The following is a 21,175-nucleotide window of genomic DNA, read 5'->3' on the forward strand; positions in this document are numbered from 1 at the left end:
CACGTGGATGCCGCTGCTGGCGGAGAATGGTCTCAGGCGGACCGGCATCGCATCACGTCAACCTCGCCGGCAAGCGAGTGGCTGCTTGGGCATCCGGTCGGCAACGGAACCCTCGGCGCAATGATGGGCGGCGGCATCGGCGAGGACACGATCTCGCTGAACCACGACACGCTCTGGACCGGGCAGCCGGACCGGGCAGCGGATCATGACGGCCGGGCGGTGCTGACCGCGGTGCGCGATGCTGCCTTTGCCGGGGATGGCGTCGAGGCCGATCGGCGGAGCAAGCCGCTACAGGGAGCATTCAGCCAAAGCTTCGCTCCGATGGCCGATTTGAAGCTCGTCATGGACCATAGCGACGTCCCCACAGCCTATCGGCGAGAGCTCGATCTTGACCGGGCGATCGCATCGGTCGCGTATCGCATCGGCAGCGTCGGGTTCCGTCGGGAGCTGTTTGCCTCGCATCCCGATCGGATGATCGTCCTCAGGCTGAGTGCGGACCAGGGCTCCGCCATTTCCTGCCGAATCGGACTGAGCACCCAACTCCGCGGAAGTGCCACCGCGGCAGGCAACGCCATCACGCTGATCGGCAAGGCGCCCACCCGATGCGAACCCGAGTATCGCAAGGTGCCCGAACCGATTGCCTATTCCGACAGGCCCGGTCTGGGCATGCACTTTGCGACGATCCTCAGCATCGAGACGACTGGCGGCGCGGTTGTCGCTGCCAAGGACGGAGTGCAGATCACCGGGGCGAGCGAAGTCATCGTCCGCGTCACGGCAGCGACTTGCTTCCGCCGGTTCGATTGCGCACCCGATCTGGCGCCAGCAGTGATCCTCGCCAATGCGCGCCGAGATCTCGTGGCGGGTATACGCCGTTCGTATCGTGCCTTGCAGGATCGCCATGTGACGGATCACCGTGCGCTTTACCGGCGCACGGCGTTGGAGCTTCACGCCACGGGGGGCGACCCGGACGTCGCTCGTTCGGAACGCCTGTTCCATCTGGGCCGCTACCTCCTGATCGCAAGCTCACGCGCGGGAACCATGCCGGCCAACCTGCAGGGCATCTGGAATGCGACCGTCCGGCCGCCGTGGAGTTCGAACTACACCACGAACATCAACCTGCAGATGAACTATTGGCCCGCGGAAAGCTGCGATCTGGCGGAATGCCACTTGCCGTTGATCGACCATATCGAACGAATGGCAGTGAACGGCGCGCGCACCGCCAGCATCCTGTACGGCATGCCGGGCTGGTGCGTGCATCACAATTCCGACATCTGGGCGATGAGCAATCCGGTCGGCGGCGGGGACGGCGACCCGAACTGGGCAAACTGGCCAATGGCGGGGCCGTGGCTCGCGCATCATGTCTGGGAGCACTACAGCTTCAGCGGGGATCTCGGTTTCCTCAAACGACGGGGATTCGCGATCCTTCGCGGCGCGGCGGAATTCTGTGCCGCCTGGCTGGTCCGCGATCCACGCGACGGCCGGATGACCACCGCTCCGTCGATCTCACCGGAAAACCTGTACCTCGATGCGTCCGGCAAAGCCGCGGCGATCGGTACCGGGTGCACGATGGATCTGGCGATGATCCGCGAACTGTTCGCCAACTGCATCGCAGCCGCGAGGCTGGTGGGCGACACCAGTGCGCTTGCCGGGCGGCTCACCAGGCTGCGTGATCAGCTCGAGCCCTATCGGATCGGGCGCTACGGACAGCTGCAGGAATGGTCGCACGATGTCCCCGAACAGGACCCGGGCCATCGTCACATCTCCCATCTTTACCCGAGCTATCCGGGAACCGAGATCGATCCGCACAACACCCCGCAGCTCGCCCAAGCTGTTCGGGCGGCATTGACGCGGCGAGAGGCCCACGGAGGATCGAGCACCGGCTGGAGCCGCGCATGGGCGACCGCAGTCTGGGCGCGGCTGGGGAGCCGCTCGGATGCGGGCCGGTCGCTGTCCGCTTTCCTGGCGCACAGTGTGGCGGGCAACCTTCTCGACACACACCCGGCGCAGCCGCGGCCGGTGTTCCAGATCGACGGGAACCTCGGCATCACCGCCGCGATCGCCGAGATGCTGGTGCAAAGCCATGGAGGCGCGATCGCGCTGCTTCCGGCCCTTCCGCCAGCATGGGCAGCGGGAAGAATTACCGGTCTGCGTGCGCGGGGCGGGCACCGTGTTGCGGTCGAGTGGACGGCAGCAAGCGTCACCGCAACGATCACGGCTGGTGCCGATACGATCACGATCCGGCCGCCGAGCGCGTTCGACACGATAGCCGTGCAGCACGCGGGCCGCGCGATCCCGCACACCCTCGACCGGGGTCTCGTGGCGTTCAAGGCAACGCCTGGCAGGACCTATCGCATCACGCTGCAGAACCGATCCGCGGCACAGGTTTCGGCCTAGGCATCGTCGATGCGCCACGCCCAGATACGAGGAATACCCATGTCCGAGATGTCCCGCCGTACCGTCCTTGTTTCCAGCATCGCCGCATCCGGGCTGGCGATGATCGGAACGTCGAGTGCTGCTGCACCGCGCTCCGGCAAAGCCGGGGCACCCGCACCCTGGGGTGCCGCCCCCTCCCCGCGCCAGCTGGCGTGGCACAAGCGCGAACAATATGCCTTCGTCCACTTCTCGATCAACACGTTCACCGATCGCGAATGGGGCTATGGCGACGAAAGCCCGAAGCTGTTCGATCCCAGCGACTTTTCCGCGGACCAGATTGTCGGTGCCGCGAAGGCTGGCGGATTACGGGGGATCGTCCTGACCGCGAAACACCATGATGGTTTTTGCCTTTGGCCGACGACCCTGACCGAGCATTGCATCCGCAACAGTCCTTTCCGGCAGGGCAAGGGCGATATTGTCCGCGAGTTCGAACAGGCCTGTCGGCGGGCCGGTCTCGCGTTCGGGCTCTATCTGTCACCCTGGGACCGAAACCATGCCGATTATGGCAAGGCGGCCTATATCGATTACTACCGCAAGCAGATCGTCGAGCTCTGCACGCGGTATGGCGAACTGTTTGAATTCTGGTTCGACGGTGCCAACGGCGGCGACGGCTATTACGGCGGCGCACGGGAGACGCGGAAGATCGACGCCGAAGCCTATTACAACTGGCCGTCGATCGTTTCGCTGGTCCATCGGCATCAGCCGATGGCCTGCACGTTCGAACCGCTCGGCTCCGATCTGCGCTGGGTCGGGAACGAAGACGGCGTCGCGGGCGACCCGTGCTGGCCGACCATGGCCGACCACAAGCCCAGCCAAGCCGAGGGCAATAGCGGCCTGCGGAATGGCCCCTTGTGGTGGCCGGCGGAAACCAACACCTCGATCCGACCCGGTTGGTTTTATCATGCGGACGAGGATTCCAAGATCAAGACGCCCCAGCGGCTCGTCCGGTTATACGATGAGTCGGTGGCGCGTGGAACAAACCTGATCCTCAACCTCCCACCCGATCGACGCGGACGGCTCGCTGACCCGGATGTCGCGGTCCTGCAGTCGTTTGGAAAAGCCCAGCAAGCGACTTTCTCCACCAACCTGGCGGAAGGTGCACGGGCCACCGCCGATCACGAACGCGGCGTCGCCTTCGCAGCGACGAAGGTCCTCGACGGCGACCCCGACAGTTACTGGTCGAGCCCGGATGCAATCCACACCCCGCAGATCGTGCTCGATCTGCGTCCAGGACGTCCCTTCGATCTCATCAGGATGCGGGAATATCTGCCTCTGGGAACCCGCGTCACGCGCTTCGCGATCGATCTGGATACAGGTTCGGGATGGCAGGAAGCAGCAACGGGCGCCTGCATCTCGGCGCAGCGCGTTGTTCGTTTGCCGGCTCCGGTCGACGCCAGACGGCTGCGTTTGCGGATCGTCGACGCGCCGGTATGCCCCGCCATCTCCGAGATTGCGCTGTTCCGCCAGGTTGATCCGGCGGGGGTAGAGCTTCCTGCGGCACGACCGAACGATGTCCTGCCGCCCGAAGCGTGGTCGATCATTGCAGCACCGGCACCGGGTGCCGAGGCGCTGACCGACGATGACTCCGGCACCGTCTGGCGCGTCCCCGTCACCGACCCGACACAGGAGGTGTCCATCACGATGAAACTCGCGGTGCCTGTTCGCCTGCGGGGGTTCGTCCTGATCCCGTCACGGGCGGTGATGACCGATGCAGCGCCACCGAAACGCTATCGTGTCGAAGCAAGCATGGACGGAAAGACATGGACCGCTGCGCGTACGGACGAGTTCTCTAACATCGCGAACGCGTTGACACCGCAGAGGATCGTATTTCCATCCTCGCCCACGGCTGCTTTTGTCCGGCTCAGCCTTATCGGCTTGGCCGCTCCAGCCCGCAATATGGCAATCGCGGGGGTTCAGCTGCTACGATGAACGGCACCCGTTCCAGGGCGACGGTCGGTCCATAATCGCACCGATCAGCCCAACGATCGCCGATGGTGTCGAGAAAAGGCTCGGGCGGATCACTTTCCTCCTGAGCATCACAGGCGGTCCCGGGGACACGTGGATCAAGCCGCCAGCTCTGCCGGCAAGATACGATCGCCCACCACCGCAAAGGTATCGCCATCGACCAGCACCTGTGGGCTCAGCGGGCGGCAATTATAGCTCGACGCCATCGCTGCACCATAAGCACCGGTGGCATGGAATACCGCCAGGTCCCCGCGACGTACCAGATCGACGGTCTGCGCCATGCCGAACGTGTCGCCGGTCTCGCAGACCGGACCCGCGATGTTGGCCACCATGGTATCTCCGTTTGGGGTCACCGCAGCAAAACGGTGAAACGCGTCGTAAAGAGCTGGCCGCGCAAGGTCGTTCATCCCGGCATCGACAATAACGAACGGATGCGCAACGCCCGGCTTCACCCATATCACGCGAGTCATCAGCAGCCCGGCGAGACCCGCAATAACCCGGCCTGGCTCGAACGTGAGGCCAACACTCCACTGCTCGGTCACCCGGGAAACCATCGCGCCATAGTCATCGAACGACGGCATTGCGTCGCCAGACCGGTACGGAATGCCCAGCCCGCCGCCAAGATCGACACGCGTTATCGCGTGCCCGCGCGACCGCAGCGCGAACACCAGTTCCCCGACGCGGCGATACGCGGCTTCAAGCGGTTTGAGGTCGGCAAGCTGGCTGCCGATGTGCAAGGCGATGCCGTGGAGATCCAGCCCGTCCAACCGCGCGAGGCGGTCGAACATGTCGGGCGCCTCGGTGATGGCAACCCCGAACTTGTTCTCGCGCTTGCCGGTCGAAATCTTGGCGTGCGTGCCCCCGTCGATGTCCGGATTGACCCGCAGAACCGCAGGCGCACGCACGCCGCGCGATTCGGCGAGACGCGCCAGCACGTGCCCCTCCTCTTCCAACTCGAGGTTGAACTGACCGATCCCGGCGTCCAGTGCGTCCGTAAGCTCGCGGTCGGTCTTGCCGACGCCCGAAAACACGATTCCGGAAGGCGCCATCCCTGCATCCAGCGCACGCCGCAATTCGCCCCCCGACACGATATCCGCACCATAGCCGCAATCCGCCAGAAGCCGGAGCACGGCCGTATTGGGGTTGGCCTTGACGGCAAAGGCGAACCGCGCCGCCGGAAGATGGCGGAGCGCAGCCATGAAGCGGTTGGCAGTGTGTCGCAGGGCACCGGCTGAATAGACATGGACGGGCGTACCCACCGCGTCTGCGATAACCGGCAGCGGTACGCGTTCGGCATGCAGGATGCCGTTGTGATATTTGAAGAAGGTCATGATGATTCCTCAGCGCTTCAATGACCGAAGCCGTCCGTACCCTGCCCGCGTCGACGCACACGCGCGGCATGGACGACGTCGACGGTGTGTCCGTGACCTCGCCGTTCCGCACGGAACATCTGCCCCACACGTTTGCCGTGCAGCATCAGCGGCAGGCCGAGCAGCGCCAACGGAAAGAAGGCGATCGTGAACGGCGCCCCGTCAACCGCCACGCACAGCGCACAGGAGATCGCCGTCAGCGCAAAGCCTCCGCCTTTCCATTGCAAGTCGCGCCGCGTCATGCTGCCTGCCTGCGAACCGAGGTCGCTACCGGATCGCCAATTACGACCTTACCGGCGGCAGCGAGCAGCGCCGCAGCGGCGCGGTGATCGCTTCCCTCGTGACGGCAATGGAACAGTACGATGTCGGCGGGAAAGTCTGCCTCCCGTACCAACGCCTCCACCATGTCGGCGCATTCGAAGGTAAGGCCGATCGCGGGTTCCTGCAGCCTAGCTGCGGACGCCCGCGCGCGACCGATCAACGTGGGCGCACCATCGATGCCATGTCCCTCGATCGCGGTGAACCCGAGCCCGCGCGCATAGCGTGCCGTCTCGATCAGCAGCGTTCCGCAAGCGCAATCCGCATCGACGATCCGCACCGCGTGGCGATGCTGCTCCCGCAGTTCGGCAAGTGCAGCAGCGACAGACGGCCAGCGCGGATCGCTCTGCGCCGCGCGACCGCCCGCCGCCACGGACGTAGCAAGCCGCAGACGACCGGCCGCACCTGAGGGCACGCCGACCCTGTTCTGTATGGGTTCCATGTCGAAATGTCCTTCAGGCAGCGCGGGCGAGCGCGTAATCCGCTGCGGCAATCGGGCCGAAGGGGATCATCGGGACCAGCGGCATTGCCGCAATTTCCAGGCTCGCGTGGTAGATCTGGCATTCGCCCCTGGCGAAGCTCAGCGCCGCGCTGCGTGATACGAAACGGCCTTCCAGCTTTTTGCCGTTATCCTGGACGAGCCAGTGGCCCGCCTTGTCCTGACCGACGTAGATGACGAGCCCGTGTTCGTCGGGCTCCGGATTAGTTTCAGACGACATGTTCGCCTTCGTGCCTCCATGATCGGGCGTCCAAGCACCCGCAGACCGGAATTACGAACCCAAGCATAGGGATTCGAGATCGATTCCCGGAAACACCATAGTGCAGCCGTAGCATTGGTAACGGCTCATCGCATTTGCGGCCGTCACCAGAGACGAGAAGCCCATTCGCGATCCGATTTCATGCTCAAGTAGGTTACATCCGAGATGCCGTGGGCATCGTGAGCATGTGTCCGCTAACACTAGTTTCGATGTGTAGTCGGTCGGATAGATACCCGCGAGCGAACGGCTCCGACGCACGGCAATCCGTCGAGCAACCTACGATGTTATGATCGATCCGGTCGGGGCAACCGCACGCCCGAGATGACGCGCAATATGCCCCAACCGCCGACATCAGAACCGCAGACGCAACCCCGCGGTCACGCTCTCCTGGTGATCGTCGCGGCCGGTCTGCGACCCGACCGAGCTGAACAGGTCGAGTCCGCTCTGCAGGCGATAGGCGATGCCCGCCGCCGCCGTGCCGACCACCCGCGCCCGTTGCGCGCCGAACGCTTCAAGGCCCGGGCTGCCGCCAGCATAACCGGCGACCGCGTCGGTCCGTGTTCCCTCGATCTGGTACCGCGCGCCGAGCGACACGAACGGACGGAACGGGTTGGTCGATGTTTCCGGTCGTGCAAACGACAGCCCGGCATCGGCGAAGCCCGCGACATGGCGGTCGCGTGCGACGGTCAGTGCGAACGGACTGCCGCCCGTTTCCGCCATGCCGTCACGCGTGGTGCGGACATAGGTGACGCCCGCACGCGGGCGAAGCGTCCAGTCCGAGGCCATCGCGAACTCGTAGCTGACCGAGACGTCGCTGACCCAGCTGTGGAGGTCGTAGCGCCCGTTCGCGGACGCCTCCCCCGGCAAGGCGCGGTCGGTCCGGGCCTTGCCACCATCGTAGAGGACCGATGCGGTCACGCCTAACCCACCGGGGGTGAGATAGCGGCCATGGACACCCGCGACGACGCCGTCGAGCGTTGTCCGCGCACCCAATGCGTCGATCTGTTGGCGATCGTTGAGATAACCCGCGAACCCGCCGACGCTCCAGCGTGCGTTGCCGACACCGACGCCGCCCACGAAGCCGTAGCTGCGGCTCTGCGCCATCGCGGTACCCGTGGCCGGATCTCTGCCCAGCCGGTGCCACCCGCCCAGCGTCTGCGCGAAGGTGAAGGCGTGCGTCTCGTCTCCCGCCGTGCCGAACGCCGCGCCCCGCGCGACACCCGACAGGGCAAGCGCGTTGTCGACACCGATCTGTGTTGCCGAGGCATAGGCCTCGGGCGTGATCTGCGCGAAGGCTAGCGGGTTTGATGCGCCACTGGCAGTCAGCAGCGACGGCAGCGCGTCGAACAACGCGCTCGTGGCCGGCACCGCCGCGAGCGTCGCATTGGCATAGGCGATGCTGCGCGAGACCTGCGGCGAGAAGGCGGGATCGCCGAGGAACTGGCCGAGCAGCTGGATCCGGTCTGCGCGCTGGACGACGAACCCGAACAGCGTGTCCGGCTTGACGATCGTCGAATAGCTGCCGGTGACCCCGCCGCTCGCGAGGATAAGGTCATAAGACGTACCGGGGCGCAGCGTCCCGCTCGGCGCAAGCTGCAGCGTCGCACCCGATTCAATCGTCAGCGTACCGTTGACGAGCAGCGTGTCCGACACCGTCGGGGTGATCTCGAACAGTGACACGGACCCCGACTGGAGCGCGACATTGCCGTTCACCGTCATCGTGCCAGGCGACGCGCCGGGACTGAGCGTGCCCGCGACAGTCAGGTTGGCGTTGACCGTCCCGGCCGACCCGAAGGTCGCGCCCTGACGGACGAGGATCTGCGACGCGCCGATCGTCGAACCGGCAAGGCCGACAAGCCGCCCTCCGGTCAGGTCGACGGCGCCGAACGCCGCCGTACCCGACACCGTCGCAAACCCGCCCGACATCGTGAAGGCATCGACATTGGCGACCGAGCCGAACGCGACCGGGGCAGTCTGGCTGCCCCCCGACACGGCGATCGTGTCGCTGCCCGCACCGCCGTCGACCGACCCTGCGAAGGTACCGGCGATCGTGAAGCGGTTGTTACCCTCGGCGAACACGAGCTGCGGTGCGACCAGCGACGCGCCTGCCGCAATCGTCAGGTCGCCGCTTGCGAGCACACGGTCATAGGCGTGCGTGCCGGCCAGCGACAACGTGCCGGCGCCTTCGGTGGCGAGCGTCTCGAACCCGATCAGCACCGCGCCGAGCGTGCGATTGCCAGCCAGCTCGATCGTCGCAGTGTCGGTTCCGGCTCCGCCGGCAACGGTCCCGTTGAGAGTCCCGGCCGCGGCGAGGCGGAAACCGTCATTGCCCGCGCCAAGATCGATCGTGCCGGCAAGCGTGCCACCGTTTGCGACGGTTATCCGCTGGTCGCCGACGCCGAACGCCAGCGTAGCGGCTGCGGTGCCGAGCGTCCCCGTCACGGTCAGTGCACCGCCATCCAGCACGACCTGCTCGAAGCCCGTCGCGGTCCCCGCGAGCGTGACCGGCACCGACGCGCCGAAGCGCAGCGTGTCGGTACCCGCGCCGCCGTCGTAGCGGCCCGCGGCGCGCGTCGTGCCCAGCGTAAGGCTATCGTCGCCGGCATCAAGCGAGACGCTGGCGATATCGCCGTCGACGCTCAGCGTTTCAGCCGCCGCCGATCCGGTCACGGCGCCGACGGTGTAGCCGGCGAGGCCGAGGTTCAGCCCTGTTCCGGTCAGCGCGATCTGGTTGAAGTTCTGGTCGAGCGTGAGCGACAAAGCACCCGAGCCGATGACGCCCAGCCGCTCGAACCCGGTCCGCGCGCCAAGGCCCGCATGATCGCCGGCAAGGGCGATCGTGTAGAGATCGTTGCCCGCGCCACCATCGACGCCGCCGACAACACGGCTGCCAGCCTGTTCGACGAAGGCATCGTCGCCATCACCGAGCGACACGGCACCGCCGACCTGCCCTGCGTTGACGAAGCGGTCATTGCCGCCGAGCAGCAGCACCGACCCCGCGATCGTGCCGTTGTTGTTCACCGTCTCGGCCGAGTCCGACCCCGTCAGCGTGACGGGTCCGTTGCTGGCGAGCGTTTCGCCCGCGGCGACCGTGACGGTCCCCAGCGATACGCCGATCGTATCGAAGCGGAAAATGCCCGAATAGGCGACGCTGCCCTGCCCGATCTGACCGAAGCGTTCGAAGTTGATGAACTGGTCACCATTGAAGGCACCACCGCCGGTCGCGTCGACGATCAGGCTGTCGGTCCCGGTGCCGCCGTCGACCGTGCCAAGCAGCGTCGCGCTCGCCAGTTGCAGGAAGCTGTCGTCGCCGGATCCGAGGAACACGTCGCCTTCGATCCGGCCGCGGTTCTCGATGGTATCGTTGCCGGCACCCAGCGCGACCGAGCCAATGATTGAACCGGTATTGACGATCCGGTCGTCGGCGCTGTCGATCGTCTGGATCGCGCCGGCGACGTCGCCGGGCATGTCTGCCCACGCGCCTTCGCTCCCCATCCCGCCACGGATTGTGCCAGCGTTGGTGAGATCGAGGCCTGCCTCATAGGAAAGGATTGCGATTGACCCCGTGCCAGCCGCTTCGATCAGCCCGCTGCTAGCGTTGACGAGCGTCGCCGTGGCGGACGTGCTGCTGTTGAGCAGCAGCGCGATGCTCGTATCGCCGTTGGCGCGGATCGTGCCTGCGTTGACGACGTTGATCGTCTGGGTGGACGCATTCGACAGGCCCGCTGCATAGACCAGCGCACCGATGCTATTGCTACCGGTTGCCTCTATGGTGCCCGAATTGTCGAGCGACGCGGTGCCGCTATCGACCTGCAGATCGACGACAGCCCCTGACGTACGGGTAATCGTGCCGCTGTTGACGAGCGAAACCGATGCGGATGATGGCGCGCTGTCTGACGGTCCGTAATCGGCATAGGACAACGCCAAGAGCCCCCCGACGAGTGTCCCACTGTTAGTCGCCGCGACCGAACCATTGGAATAGTTCAGCAGCGACACCGCTTTATTGCCGATGCCCGCCGAAATCCGTCCGCTGTTGGCAAAGTTTATTGCCGAGGCATACACGGAGACGGTATCCGTGCTGCCGTCGTTCTCGAGCGTTCCGCTATTGTCGAAGCGCAACGCGGACGACTGATTGATCGATACCGCAGTGTCCGCCAGCGCAGCGGTTCCGATCGTACCGGTGTTGGTGAAGGATGCCGTCCGGAGCGAGGCACCTCCCACGATCGAGCCGGCATTAGTGATCGATACGAGCGTCCGGTCGGCAGGAAACAGCGGGTTGGCATTGAACGGATTGGACAGTGGATAGGGCAAGTCGGTAGTCAACCGGCCCGCGATCGCAGCCTGGTTCGCGACAGTACCGTTACCTACCAGATACAGATTGCCCGCGAACGGGACCGATGCCGTTACCGTGGCGACCGTGTCCGCGCCCACTGCCCCGATCAGCGCATCCTCGAAGTTGCGAACTCCGGCGAAGTCGATCGCCATGGTATCGCTGGTGGTGAGCACGCGACCGTAAAGGTCATAACCCGCACCACCATCAACGATGCCCGAGACCCCAAGCGAGTCCCCGGTCTGGAGGAGCAAGTCGGTGCCGTCACCGAATAGCAGGTCACCTGCGATGGTGCCGCCGGCGGCGACGAAGGTGCTGCCGGCATTGGACCGCGTCGGCGCGCCAGCGTAGTACGGAAAACCATATCCCATATCGACGGTGCCGTTCACCGCGCCCGCGTTGGTGAAGGTGCCGTAATAGAGGCGCACCGCGGTTCCACCGGTGCCGGTAATCGTGCCGCCTGATTCGTTGGTGATATTGGCAGAAGCAGAGGTGTCGTTGCCGGAAATGGCGATGCCAGCGGTGCTCGACAGCGTGCCCGAATTGACGATCTGCCCGCTGTTATACGCGCTTACCGCGACACCGCCGACACGGATGGTCCCGCGGTTGTCGAGCGTTCCGTCGACGACGCCACGCGCGACCGCACCACCGTCGATCTGCGCGATGATACCGGTGTTGACGACCTTGGCGTTCGATATGCCGATACCACCATCGAGCAGGATCAAGCCGGCGTTTGTAACGGTCCCGCTGCCACTGCTGATGCTGCCGACAATGCCGGCCGAGCCGCCGTTCGCGTTGCGATCGGCGACGGCGATCGTGCCGAAATTGGTGAAGCTGTCGTCGTAGCCGAGCCTCACGCCCGCACCCCAGCCATCGGAACTCCCGGTCGCGCGCGTCACCGTGATGGTGCCGTGGCTGCTGATCGCGAGCACGCCTGTCGGGCTGCCGTACAACGCCTGAGTCGCCAGGATGCTGTCCACGGCTAGCGCGGACGTCGCCGTGGTGGTCGCCAGGTCGGCGTAGAGGTCGATGCTGCCGGTACCGGCGACCAGCACCTGCTGCGTGACCGTCGCTGGTGCGGTCAGGCTCAGCGCTGCGCCCTCGGTCAATTCATAGGCGGCATTGGCAAACGGACCGACCGGACCCAGGACGGCGGATTGCGCGCCGGTCACACGGTAGCGCAGCTTCGCACCGCTCGCAGCGGTAACAGAGCCCGTGATCCCCGCGAACATCCCGGGGCCGGTGTTGACCAGATCGGTGAACAGGAGGCCGCCTGAGCCTAGCACGAGATTGCCGTTCAGCACGCCTCCGGCCTGCGATATATATCGCTGGCTGCTGCGACCTTCATCGGCATAGGTCAGCGAAACCTGGCCGTTGATCGTGCCAGCGTTGACGACAGTTTCGTTGAACAGCGTGCCGGTAATCGCTTGGCCGCCATTGCCGATGACTCCGCCTGCATTGTTGAACACCACGCCGTACGCGTCGAGTACCACAGCGGTACCGTCGCTGTTGGTCGCCGTGATCGATCCCGTGTTGGCCAGATACGCGCTAGTCTGCACGCCGGTCTTGGCACCCTGGATCGTCCCGCTGTTGGTCGAAAGGGTACCAACATTGCCGCTGAGCCGTGCGCCGATGCCTGCGGTCGACCGGATCGTCCCGCTGTTGGTCAGGCCGTTACCGAAAATCTCGACGCCGGTGCCCGCGACGGTGAGCGTGCCGGCATTGATGACGCTCGCCTGCGAACTGATGATGCCGCCGCCGGCCGACACGACCGTACCAGCGTTGACGATCTGAGAAAAATACCCGGATCCTCCGGTGATCGCATAGGCCGATCCGCTGCCGGTCTGGATGCTGCCCTCGTTTACGAAGCGTTGCACGCCGGGCGACGAAACCCCGTTCAGGACGAACGCCGAGCCGGTGGTCGCAATCGCCGCACGATTGATGAGGGACCCTGCACCGATGACCTGGATCGTCGTGGGCGCAACGAATCCCGCACCGAGCGTCGTCGTCACGCCCGTGTCGGTGGCGATCGCGAACTGCTGGAATCCGGTCAGCAAGGCGACCGGGGTAGCGATCGTCGTATCGGTGCCGATGGCGATCCGCTGCGTATTGACGCCACCGCCGGCATCGATCGTGCCGGTGATCCCCGTCACCGGGGTAGCGGTGCCGTCATAGCGAACCACCAATGTGTCGGAGCCTGCGCCGAACACGACCGAACCGTTGATCAGGCCCTGCGATGAATCGATCAGGCTGTTGCCGTCCCCCGTCACGACGTTACCGGTGATCGTCCCGCGGTTGACCAGATTGAGATAGCCGGTGCCGACAATGGCGGTCGCGCCGCCGCTGCCGATCTGCCCGCCCGCCTGGTTCTCGACGACCAGCGACGAGGATGACAATGCCGCGCCGGCGCCCGCATTGACGATCGTTCCGCCATTGACCAGCGTACCGATGGTCGAACTCACGATTGTCGCGGCGGTGCCGCTTGATCGGATCGTCCCATTGTTGGTCCATGTGCCGGGATAGATCGTGTAGGGATAGCGCGTTCCAGCGTTGCCGCTGGTCAACGCGCTGCCGCTGCCGCCGTCGATGACCCCGGCGTTGTTCAGCGCCGCGACCGGGCCGACGATGCTGCCCGAGATCGTACCGGTCGCGCGGTTGGTGATCGAACCGAACGCGGACCAGGAAGTCGTGAACCCGTTGGTCGTCGTGGCAACGTCGCCGCGAAGCGCCACGCCGCTGGATCCGGCAATCATGCCGGCATTGTCAACCGTAGCGAGAAGCTGGCCGTAGAGGCTGCCGGCAGTCTGCGCCATGTCAAGGCCCGTAGACCCCGACAAGGTCGCGCCTTCCGTCAGGGTCAGCGCCAACCGTGTCGTGCTGCCGTTATACGTCGACGCCGCCCCGGTCAGAAGCATGATCCCGCTTTGCGTTCCACCGGTCACCTTCCCGGATAGGATGACGGTTTCGGCGATCGTCGGAACGGTGTTTGGCACCTCGATCGCGATCGCCGCTCCGCCCGCATTGGTCACGGTCGCATCGCTGGCGACGGTGACGGTCGTGCCTGGCGTCGTCACCCGGATGCCGTCGACGTCGGTACCGGTGCAGGTATTGATGCCATCCACCAGCGTCGGATCGGGCGCGCATTGCGCGAAAGCGGGGGCTGCCAGCGCCAGCGTCATTACCAGAGCGCTCGTCTGCAACGCGCGCGCGCGCACGCGCTGCGCCGACGACATACCTTCAGCCATGTAGCATCCCCCCAATTCGCTCAAAAGCTTACTGGAAGAGGAATGCTTTTGTCTAGCAAAGTCGATGGCCGGACGCGCTTGACCGCAGAACCTGTAGGCGGTCGGTCGGCTCACTTGCCTGACGTCTTCGCCGTCGATCCTGACATCCGGACACTCAAGCGATACAGGCTCGGCAACAGCAGCAGCGTCAGGATGGTCGAGGTGACGATCCCCCCGATCACCACCGTTGCCAGCGGACGCTGGACTTCCGCCCCTGCCCCGCTCGCGATCGCCATCGGAACGAAGCCGATCGCGGCGACGAGCGCGGTGGACAGGACCGGGCGCAACCGGTCGCGCGCACCCTGCCGCACCGCCTCGTCGACCGGCAGCGGATCGCTGTCGCGACCATCGCGAAGGCTGTTGATGTGATCCACCAGCACCAGCCCGTTGAGCATCGCGATACCCGACAAGGCAATGAACCCGATCGCCGCGGTGATCGAGAACGGCATGCCGCGCAGCCACAAGGCAAGCACCCCGCCGGTCACCGCGAACGGGATGCCGGTATAGACGATCACCGCCTCCTTGATGCTGCCGAGCGCCGCATAAACCAGCAGGAAGATCAGCAGCAGCGCGGCGGGAACGACGATCGACAGGCGCTTCTGCGCGGCCTCGAGCTGGTGGAACTGGCCGCCGAATTCGATCCGATAGCCGGGTGGCAACTTGACCTGCCCGTCGACCGCGGCGCGCGCACGCGCGACATAGCCCGCAAGGTCGCTGGTCTTGAGATTAACCATGAGCGCCGCGCGGCGATTGCCGCTGTCGTGCAGGATCGGCTCGACCGTCCGCGTTTCACGCAGCCGTGCGACGCGTGACAACGGCACCATCCCATAGTCGCCGACCCGCAGCGGCAGCGCGAGGATCGCGGACGGATTTGCGCGCAGACCTTCGGCCATGCGGATCACGATCGCGTGGCGCGCCTCGTTGTGCGGGATGAAGCCGACCTCTGCCCCCGCCACCGCATCGGTGATTGCCTGATTAACCTCCGCCGTGCTCAGGCCAAGCCGAGACAGCGCGGCGTGATCGAGTTCGACGACGATGCTCTTGGGCCGCCCCGCGGTCTCGAACTCGACACTCTCCGTGCCGTCCTGCTTTTCAAGGATTGCCTTGGCCTGTTTGGCGGCGCGTTCGAGCACGTCGTAATCGTCGCCGAAGATCTTGACCGAAACGTCCGCGCGCACGCCCTCCAGCATCTCGTTGAAGCGCATCTCGATCGGCTGCGCGAACTCGAACGTCTGGCCGCGATAGACCTGCTCGCCGACCTTGCGGATCCCCTCCACAAGCGCGTCCTTGGTCGTGGGCGCGCCGTTCCCGGTCGGCCAGTCCTTCTGCGGCGCATAGAAAATGTAGAGGTCGTTCTCGTTGGGCGGCATCGGATCGGTCGCCACCTCGCTGGTGCCGATGCGCGAGAAGGTATGCGTCACCTGCGGGAAGTGCCGCTTGATCTGCCGCTCGGTTTCCTGCTCGATCGCGAGACTGCGTTCGAGCGACATGCCGACGGGTCGATAGACCATCGCGGTGATCGCGCCCTCGTCGAGCTGCGGGGCGAATTGCGAGCCGAGCGCCCGGAACACCCCGAACGTCACCGCCAGCAGCGCGACGGCACCGATTACGAGCAACCACGGATGTGCGATCGCGCGCTCCAGTGCCGGCGCATAACCGCGCTCCGCATAGCCGATCAGCCCCGTGTTCCGCCCGTCTTCCTGCTCGCTCGCGGGTGCGCGCAGCAGCCAGGCGGACAGCATGGGGACGATCGTGAAGGTCCAGGCCAGCCCCGCGACGATCGCTAGCATCACCGCCTGCGCCATCGGCTGGAACAGCTTGCCCTCGACCCCGCCGAGGCTGAGGACGGGGACATAGACCAAAGCGATGATTGCGATCCCGAACATCGTCGGGCGTGCGACCATCCGCGCGGCGTCCGCCACGGTCGTGCGACGTTCCTCGGCTGTCAGATCCTCACCCTTGGCGCGGCGGCGTTCGGCGAGCAGCCGCAGGCTGTTCTCGACGACCACGATCGACCCGTCGACGATCAGCCCGAAATCGAGCGCGCCGAGGCTCATCAAATTGCCCGACACACCAATAGCGTTCATCCCCGTCACCGTGACGAGGAACGCGAGCGGGATAACCAGCGTCACGATCAGCGCCGCGCGCCAGTTGCCCATCACGAACAACAGCACCAGCGCGACGAGCAGCGCCCCCTCCCCCAGGTTATGCTCGACCGTCGAGATGGTCCGGTCGACCAGCTCGGCGCGGCTATATTGCTGGTCGATCACCATGCCCTTGGGCAGCGCCGCGCGGATATCGGGGAGCGCCTGCGCGGCGCGTAAAGCGACCTCGCGGCTGTTCTGGCCGACGAGCATCATCACCGTGCCGAGGACGGTCTCGCGCCCGTTCTGCGTCGCCGCCCCCTGTCGCGGTGCCGCGCCGATGACAACATTGGCGACATCGCGCACCTGCAGCGGCAGGATGCCGCCTGCGAACTTGACCGGGATCGCCCCGATATCGGTCGCATTCCTGACGCGCCCGTTGGTCAGCACCGTGAAGCGTTCCGCCCCACGCGCGATGATGCCGCCGCCCGCATTCTCGACATTCTTGCCGACCGCCGCAGCGAGTTCGGCAGCGGTGACGCCGTGCATCGTCAGCCGCACCGGGTCAGGCTCGACGACGAACTGCTGCTCGAGCCCGCCATTGGTGTTGACGTCGGCGACCCCCGTCACCGCGCGCAGCATCGGGCGGACGGTATATTCCTGCGCCTCGTACAGCTCCATCAACTGGCGCTGCGGGTCCATCCCCGGCGGCGGGCGCTTCCATTCGAGCGTGTAATAATAGATCTCACCGAGCCCGGTGGTGATCGGCGCGAGCTGTGGCGAGGCGCCCGGCGGCAACTGGTCGCGGACCGCGTTCAGCCGCTCGGTGACGAGCTGGCGCGCGCGCATCTGGTCGGTCCCGTCCTCATAGATCAGCGTGACCTGCGACAGCCCGGTCTTGGTCAGTGCGCGCGTTTCCTTGAGTCCGGGCTGCCCCGCCATCGCGCGTTCGATCGGCAGCGTCGCCAGCCGCTCGATTTCCTCGGGCGCGAGCGACGGGACCATCGTGTTGACCTGGACCTGGACCCCGGTGATGTCCGGGATCGCGTCGATCCGGAGCGTCGCGAACGCCCAGATGCCGATCACGGCAATCACCGCGGTGACGGCCGCGACGACCAGCCGGTACCGCGTGACGAGATCGAGCAGCCGGCCGATCATCGGACGAGCGCGGTGCCGCCGTTGAGCGCGCGCAACGACAGCAACGCCTCGAGCGCCTCGCGCCGGGTCGACAGCAGCGCGTTGGTCGCCTCGACATAGGATTGCTGCATCTGCATGTACGTCGTCAGCGGGATTGCGCCGAGCCGATAGTTGCGGTCCGCATCCTCCGCCGCGCTGGCAAAGCTTTGCGACGACGTGCCGTCCCATTTGGTCAGCGCCTGGCGCTTGGCCTCATATTGCGCCACCTGGTCGAACACGTCGCGCGCGATCCGCCGTTCGGCGTTGATCAGCGTCGCATTCGCCTGCGCTTGGCGCCCTTGCTCCACCGCGACATCGCCCGCCTGGCGGTTCCACAAGGGGATCGTCGTCGACAATCGCACGCCGTAATTGGTCTCGCGAATGTCCGAGCGCGCGCGGTCGTAATAAGGCCCCACCCCCAGGATCGGGATCCGCGCCTTGCGCGCAAGGTCGACGCGCAGTCCCTGCTGCTCGAACTGCGCGCGCAAAGCCTTGAGCTCGAAATTATTGGCACTCGCGCGTTCCGCGAGCAGCTCGCTCGAACCGAGCGCGGGCAGGCTCATGTCGGGGCGTACGATCCGGATGCGCACCGCAAAGGCGGCACCGCGCAACTGGTTGAGTTCGTAAAGCGCCGAATTCGCCTCGGCATCCGCCAGCGCTGCGGAGCGCTCTGCGCTGATCGCGCCTGCCTGCAACGATGCTGCCTCCAGCCGCGGCGCGGGGCCTGCGGGATCGCGTGCGACGATGATCCGCGCAAGCCCGCGCATCCGCTCCGCGACGGTCCGCGCGACGTTCGCCTTTTCGTCTGCGGCGAACAGTGCATAGCCAAGCGTCCGCGCGCGCGCCGCGAGCGTCGCGTCGAACTGCTGCAGACCCATTTTGGCAAGGTCGACCTGTCGTTCCGCGATCGCGCGCCGCAAGGCGATGCGCCCGCCGAACTCGACCGGCTGGACGATCGACACCGCATAGGTCGTCCCCTCGCCCAGCGCCGCGCCGCTGGTGCGGTCGTTCGCGCTGCGCTGGCCGAATTCGACCACCGCCTCGGGGTCTGCCCACCGCCCGGCGGCGGCGCGCTCGACCCCTGCGGTCTCGATCTGGCGCTGGTAGAATTGCCGTTCCGGATTGTTCGCGACGACATCCTGCGCCAGGCGGTCGAGCGACATCGCGGTGGTTTGACCCGACACCTGCGCGCCACTGACGGTAGGCAGCGCGACGATCGCCAGTCCGATAAGCAAATTTCGCATTGGTGATCCCATGACTTCGGGTCGGCGTTACGCAGCCGCCTCGTCATCCGTCGACTAAATCCTGGTTCAGAGTCTGAACTGCTATTCAGTTGACGGTGCCGTCCATAACCGGCGAAGCGGACGTGTGACGCACATTCTGCTCATCGAGGACGACGCTGGCACCGCCAACGAGATTGCGCTCGAGCTTGGCGCAAGCGGCTATGACGTCACGCATTGTGCGCTCGTGGCCGAGGGGCTTCGGGCCGCGCGGAGCGACGGCATCGATCTCCTTATCGTCGATCGACAGCTCCCCGATGGTGAGGGGCTCGACCTGATCCAGCAGTTGCGCGGCGAAGGCCGGCGCACGCCTGCGCTCGTGCTGAGCGCGCTCGGCAGCCTCGACGATCGGGTACGGGGCTTGCGTGCGGGCGGCGACGATTATCTGCCCAAGCCGTTCGCGTTGATCGAACTCGTCGCGCGGGTGCAGGCGCTGTTGCGCCGCCCCAACGACTCGCGCGACACGCGGCTGATCGTCGGTCCACTCGATCTCGACCTGCTGGGGGGCACCGCCACGCGCGCTGGCCGCGCACTGGATTTGCTCCCGCGCGAACTCAAGCTGCTCGACTATCTCGTCCGTCGGCCGGGGCGGATCATTACCCGGTCGATGCTGTTGCAGGATGTCTGGGGGTATAGTTTCGAGCCCAACAGCAATGTCGTCGATGTTCATAAGGGGCGCCTGCGCCGCAAGGTGGATGCCGAGGGTGAACCGCAACTGATCCGCAACGTCCGGGGGCAAGGCTATGTCTTCGACACCCTCGGCTGACCCCCGGCGGCGCGCGACCTGGCGGTGGGGCGGCGCGATCGCGTTCCTGCTCGTCGCCCAGTCGATCGTGGTGGCAGGCCTGTTCTGGTTGCTCGCCTCGGGTGCGCATCGCCGTGATTCCGAGCGCAGTTTCGAGCAGGATTGCCGCGCGTTCGCGCAGCTTGCCGGTACGCTGCGGCGGTCGGAACTGCGCGAGGCACTGACCCGCGACGTCCACCGCAATCGTTTCCTCGCGCTGTTCGCGCGCGATGGGTCGCTGATCGCGGGCAATGTCGCGGCGTTGCCGGCGGCAACCGCGGTCGGCGCGGTGTCGTTCGTCGCACCACTGCGGCCGACCGAGTTGCCGGGGAAGGACAGCGACGTCGCGCGGCTCGCGGTCTGCGCGATGCCCGACGGAACTCGCCTGCTCACCGGCGTCGACCTCGACGATTCGGAGGAAGCGCTGCGCGTCGTCGAACAGTCGTTGCTGTTCGGCTTGCTGCCTGGTCTGCTGTTCGCGATCGGGATCGGGCTGTTCGCGGGACGCCGCGCCGCACAGCAGGTCGACGCGGTTCGTTCGCTGACCGAGCGGATCGTCGCGGGCGATCTCGAGCGCCGGCTTCCGGTCGGGGAGAACCCCGACAGTTTCGGGCTGCTGTGCGCCCATATCAACGCGATGCTCGACCGGCTCGAAACGCTAGTGCTCGACGTGCGCGGGGTCGGCGACGATATTGCGCACCAGCTGCGCACCCCCCTCACACGCCTGCGCGCGCGGATCGAGCGCGGGTTGCGCGATCCCGGCGACCGCGCTTCGGTCGAGGCCACCGCCGACGCAGCCCTCGCCGAGATCGACCAGTTGCTCGGGATCGTCGCCGCGCTGTTGCGGATCCGCGAACTCGAGGACCATGCGCGCCGCAGCCGCTTCGCCACGGTCGACCTCGCCAGACTGGTGCGGGATGCGTGCGACCTCCACCGCCCGACCGCGGAGGACCGTGGCATCCACCTCACCTGTGATGTCCGCTCGGACGGCGTGGTCGAGGGCGATGCGAGCCTGTTGATCGAGGCGCTGTCCAACCTGATCGACAATGCGATGAAGTTCGGCCCCCCGGGCGGTCGCGTGACGGTGACGCTGGACCGGGAGCGGGGCTGTATGGGGGTCGCGGTGGCCGACGACGGGCGCGGGGTCCCGGTGGGCGAACGCGCGCTGGTCACGCAACGCTTCTACCGCGGCCAGCATGATTGTGAGGGTGCCGGGCTTGGCCTCAGCCTGGTCAAGGCGATCGCCGAACTGCATGGATTCACGCTGCGCTTTGCCGACACCGGCAGCGTGGTGTCGCTGATCGGTCCAGCCCGCGCGGTCTGAACGCGCATTATGACAAGCTGTGCTGTCGAAGCATGTGGAGGCGTTCGGCCAGTTCGTGCGTTGCGGCGG

Annotated in this window: 11 protein-coding genes; 4 read left to right on the forward strand and 7 right to left on the reverse strand. The window is 66.0% G+C overall.

The window, feature by feature from the left end:
• The first annotated feature begins 3 nt into the window (after window positions 1-3).
• Window positions 4-2,394 carry a glycoside hydrolase family 95 protein gene (locus ABIC17_RS13785; RefSeq protein WP_354282623.1) on the forward strand — a complete coding sequence of 797 codons (2,391 nt, stop codon included), beginning with the start codon at window positions 4-6 and terminating at the stop codon, window positions 2,392-2,394.
• 39 nt (window positions 2,395-2,433) lie between these two features.
• Window positions 2,434-4,362: an alpha-L-fucosidase gene (locus ABIC17_RS13790; protein WP_354282625.1), complete on the forward strand. Its 1,929-nt coding sequence runs from the start codon at window positions 2,434-2,436 to the stop codon at window positions 4,360-4,362.
• A gap of 134 nt (window positions 4,363-4,496) precedes the next feature.
• Here the strand turns inward: ABIC17_RS13790 and lysA are convergent, their stop codons facing one another.
• The 7 genes from lysA to ABIC17_RS13825 all read right to left on the reverse strand — a co-directional run bounded on the left by lysA (window position 4,497) and on the right by ABIC17_RS13825 (window position 18,962).
• Window positions 4,497-5,729 (reverse strand): diaminopimelate decarboxylase, encoded by a 1,233-nt coding sequence (gene lysA / locus ABIC17_RS13795; RefSeq protein WP_354282627.1) that lies wholly within the window; start codon window positions 5,727-5,729, stop codon window positions 4,497-4,499.
• 17 nt (window positions 5,730-5,746) lie between these two features.
• Entirely contained in the window at window positions 5,747-6,010 is a 264-nt protein-coding gene (locus ABIC17_RS13800) for a hypothetical protein (RefSeq protein ID WP_354282629.1), read from the reverse strand.
• Window positions 6,007-6,528: an SAM-dependent methyltransferase gene (locus ABIC17_RS13805; protein ID WP_354282631.1), complete on the reverse strand. Its 522-nt coding sequence runs from the start codon at window positions 6,526-6,528 to the stop codon at window positions 6,007-6,009. Before ABIC17_RS13805 ends, ABIC17_RS13800 begins: the two co-directional genes overlap by 4 nt.
• A 13-nt stretch (window positions 6,529-6,541) precedes the next feature.
• Entirely contained in the window at window positions 6,542-6,805 is a 264-nt protein-coding gene (locus tag ABIC17_RS13810) for a hypothetical protein (RefSeq protein WP_354282633.1), read from the reverse strand.
• Between the two features lie 390 nt (window positions 6,806-7,195).
• A complete protein-coding gene (locus ABIC17_RS13815) occupies window positions 7,196-14,419 on the reverse strand; it encodes an autotransporter outer membrane beta-barrel domain-containing protein (protein ID WP_354282635.1) in 7,224 nt (2,407 codons plus the stop codon).
• A 110-nt stretch (window positions 14,420-14,529) separates the two neighbouring features.
• Complete coding sequence (locus ABIC17_RS13820) at window positions 14,530-17,700, reverse strand: efflux RND transporter permease subunit (RefSeq protein WP_354282637.1); 3,171 nt, start codon at window positions 17,698-17,700, stop codon at window positions 14,530-14,532.
• Window positions 17,697-18,962 carry a TolC family protein gene (locus ABIC17_RS13825; protein WP_354282639.1) on the reverse strand — a complete coding sequence of 422 codons (1,266 nt, stop codon included), beginning with the start codon at window positions 18,960-18,962 and terminating at the stop codon, window positions 17,697-17,699. Before ABIC17_RS13825 ends, ABIC17_RS13820 begins: the two co-directional genes overlap by 4 nt.
• 124 nt (window positions 18,963-19,086) lie before the next feature.
• On the opposite strand from ABIC17_RS13825, the gene ABIC17_RS13830 reads away from it, so the two are divergent.
• Window positions 19,087-19,764, forward strand: a complete 678-nt coding sequence (locus tag ABIC17_RS13830; RefSeq protein WP_354282641.1) for a response regulator transcription factor — start codon at window positions 19,087-19,089, stop codon at window positions 19,762-19,764.
• Entirely contained in the window at window positions 19,742-21,106 is a 1,365-nt protein-coding gene (locus tag ABIC17_RS13835; RefSeq protein WP_354282643.1) for an ATP-binding protein, read from the forward strand. The genes ABIC17_RS13830 and ABIC17_RS13835 overlap by 23 nt, the downstream gene beginning before the upstream one ends.
• Window positions 21,107-21,175 lie beyond the last annotated feature (69 nt).

It is taken from the genome of Sphingomonas sp. PvP056 (genome assembly GCF_040549155.1).
Lineage (GTDB): Bacteria > Pseudomonadota > Alphaproteobacteria > Sphingomonadales > Sphingomonadaceae > Sphingomonas.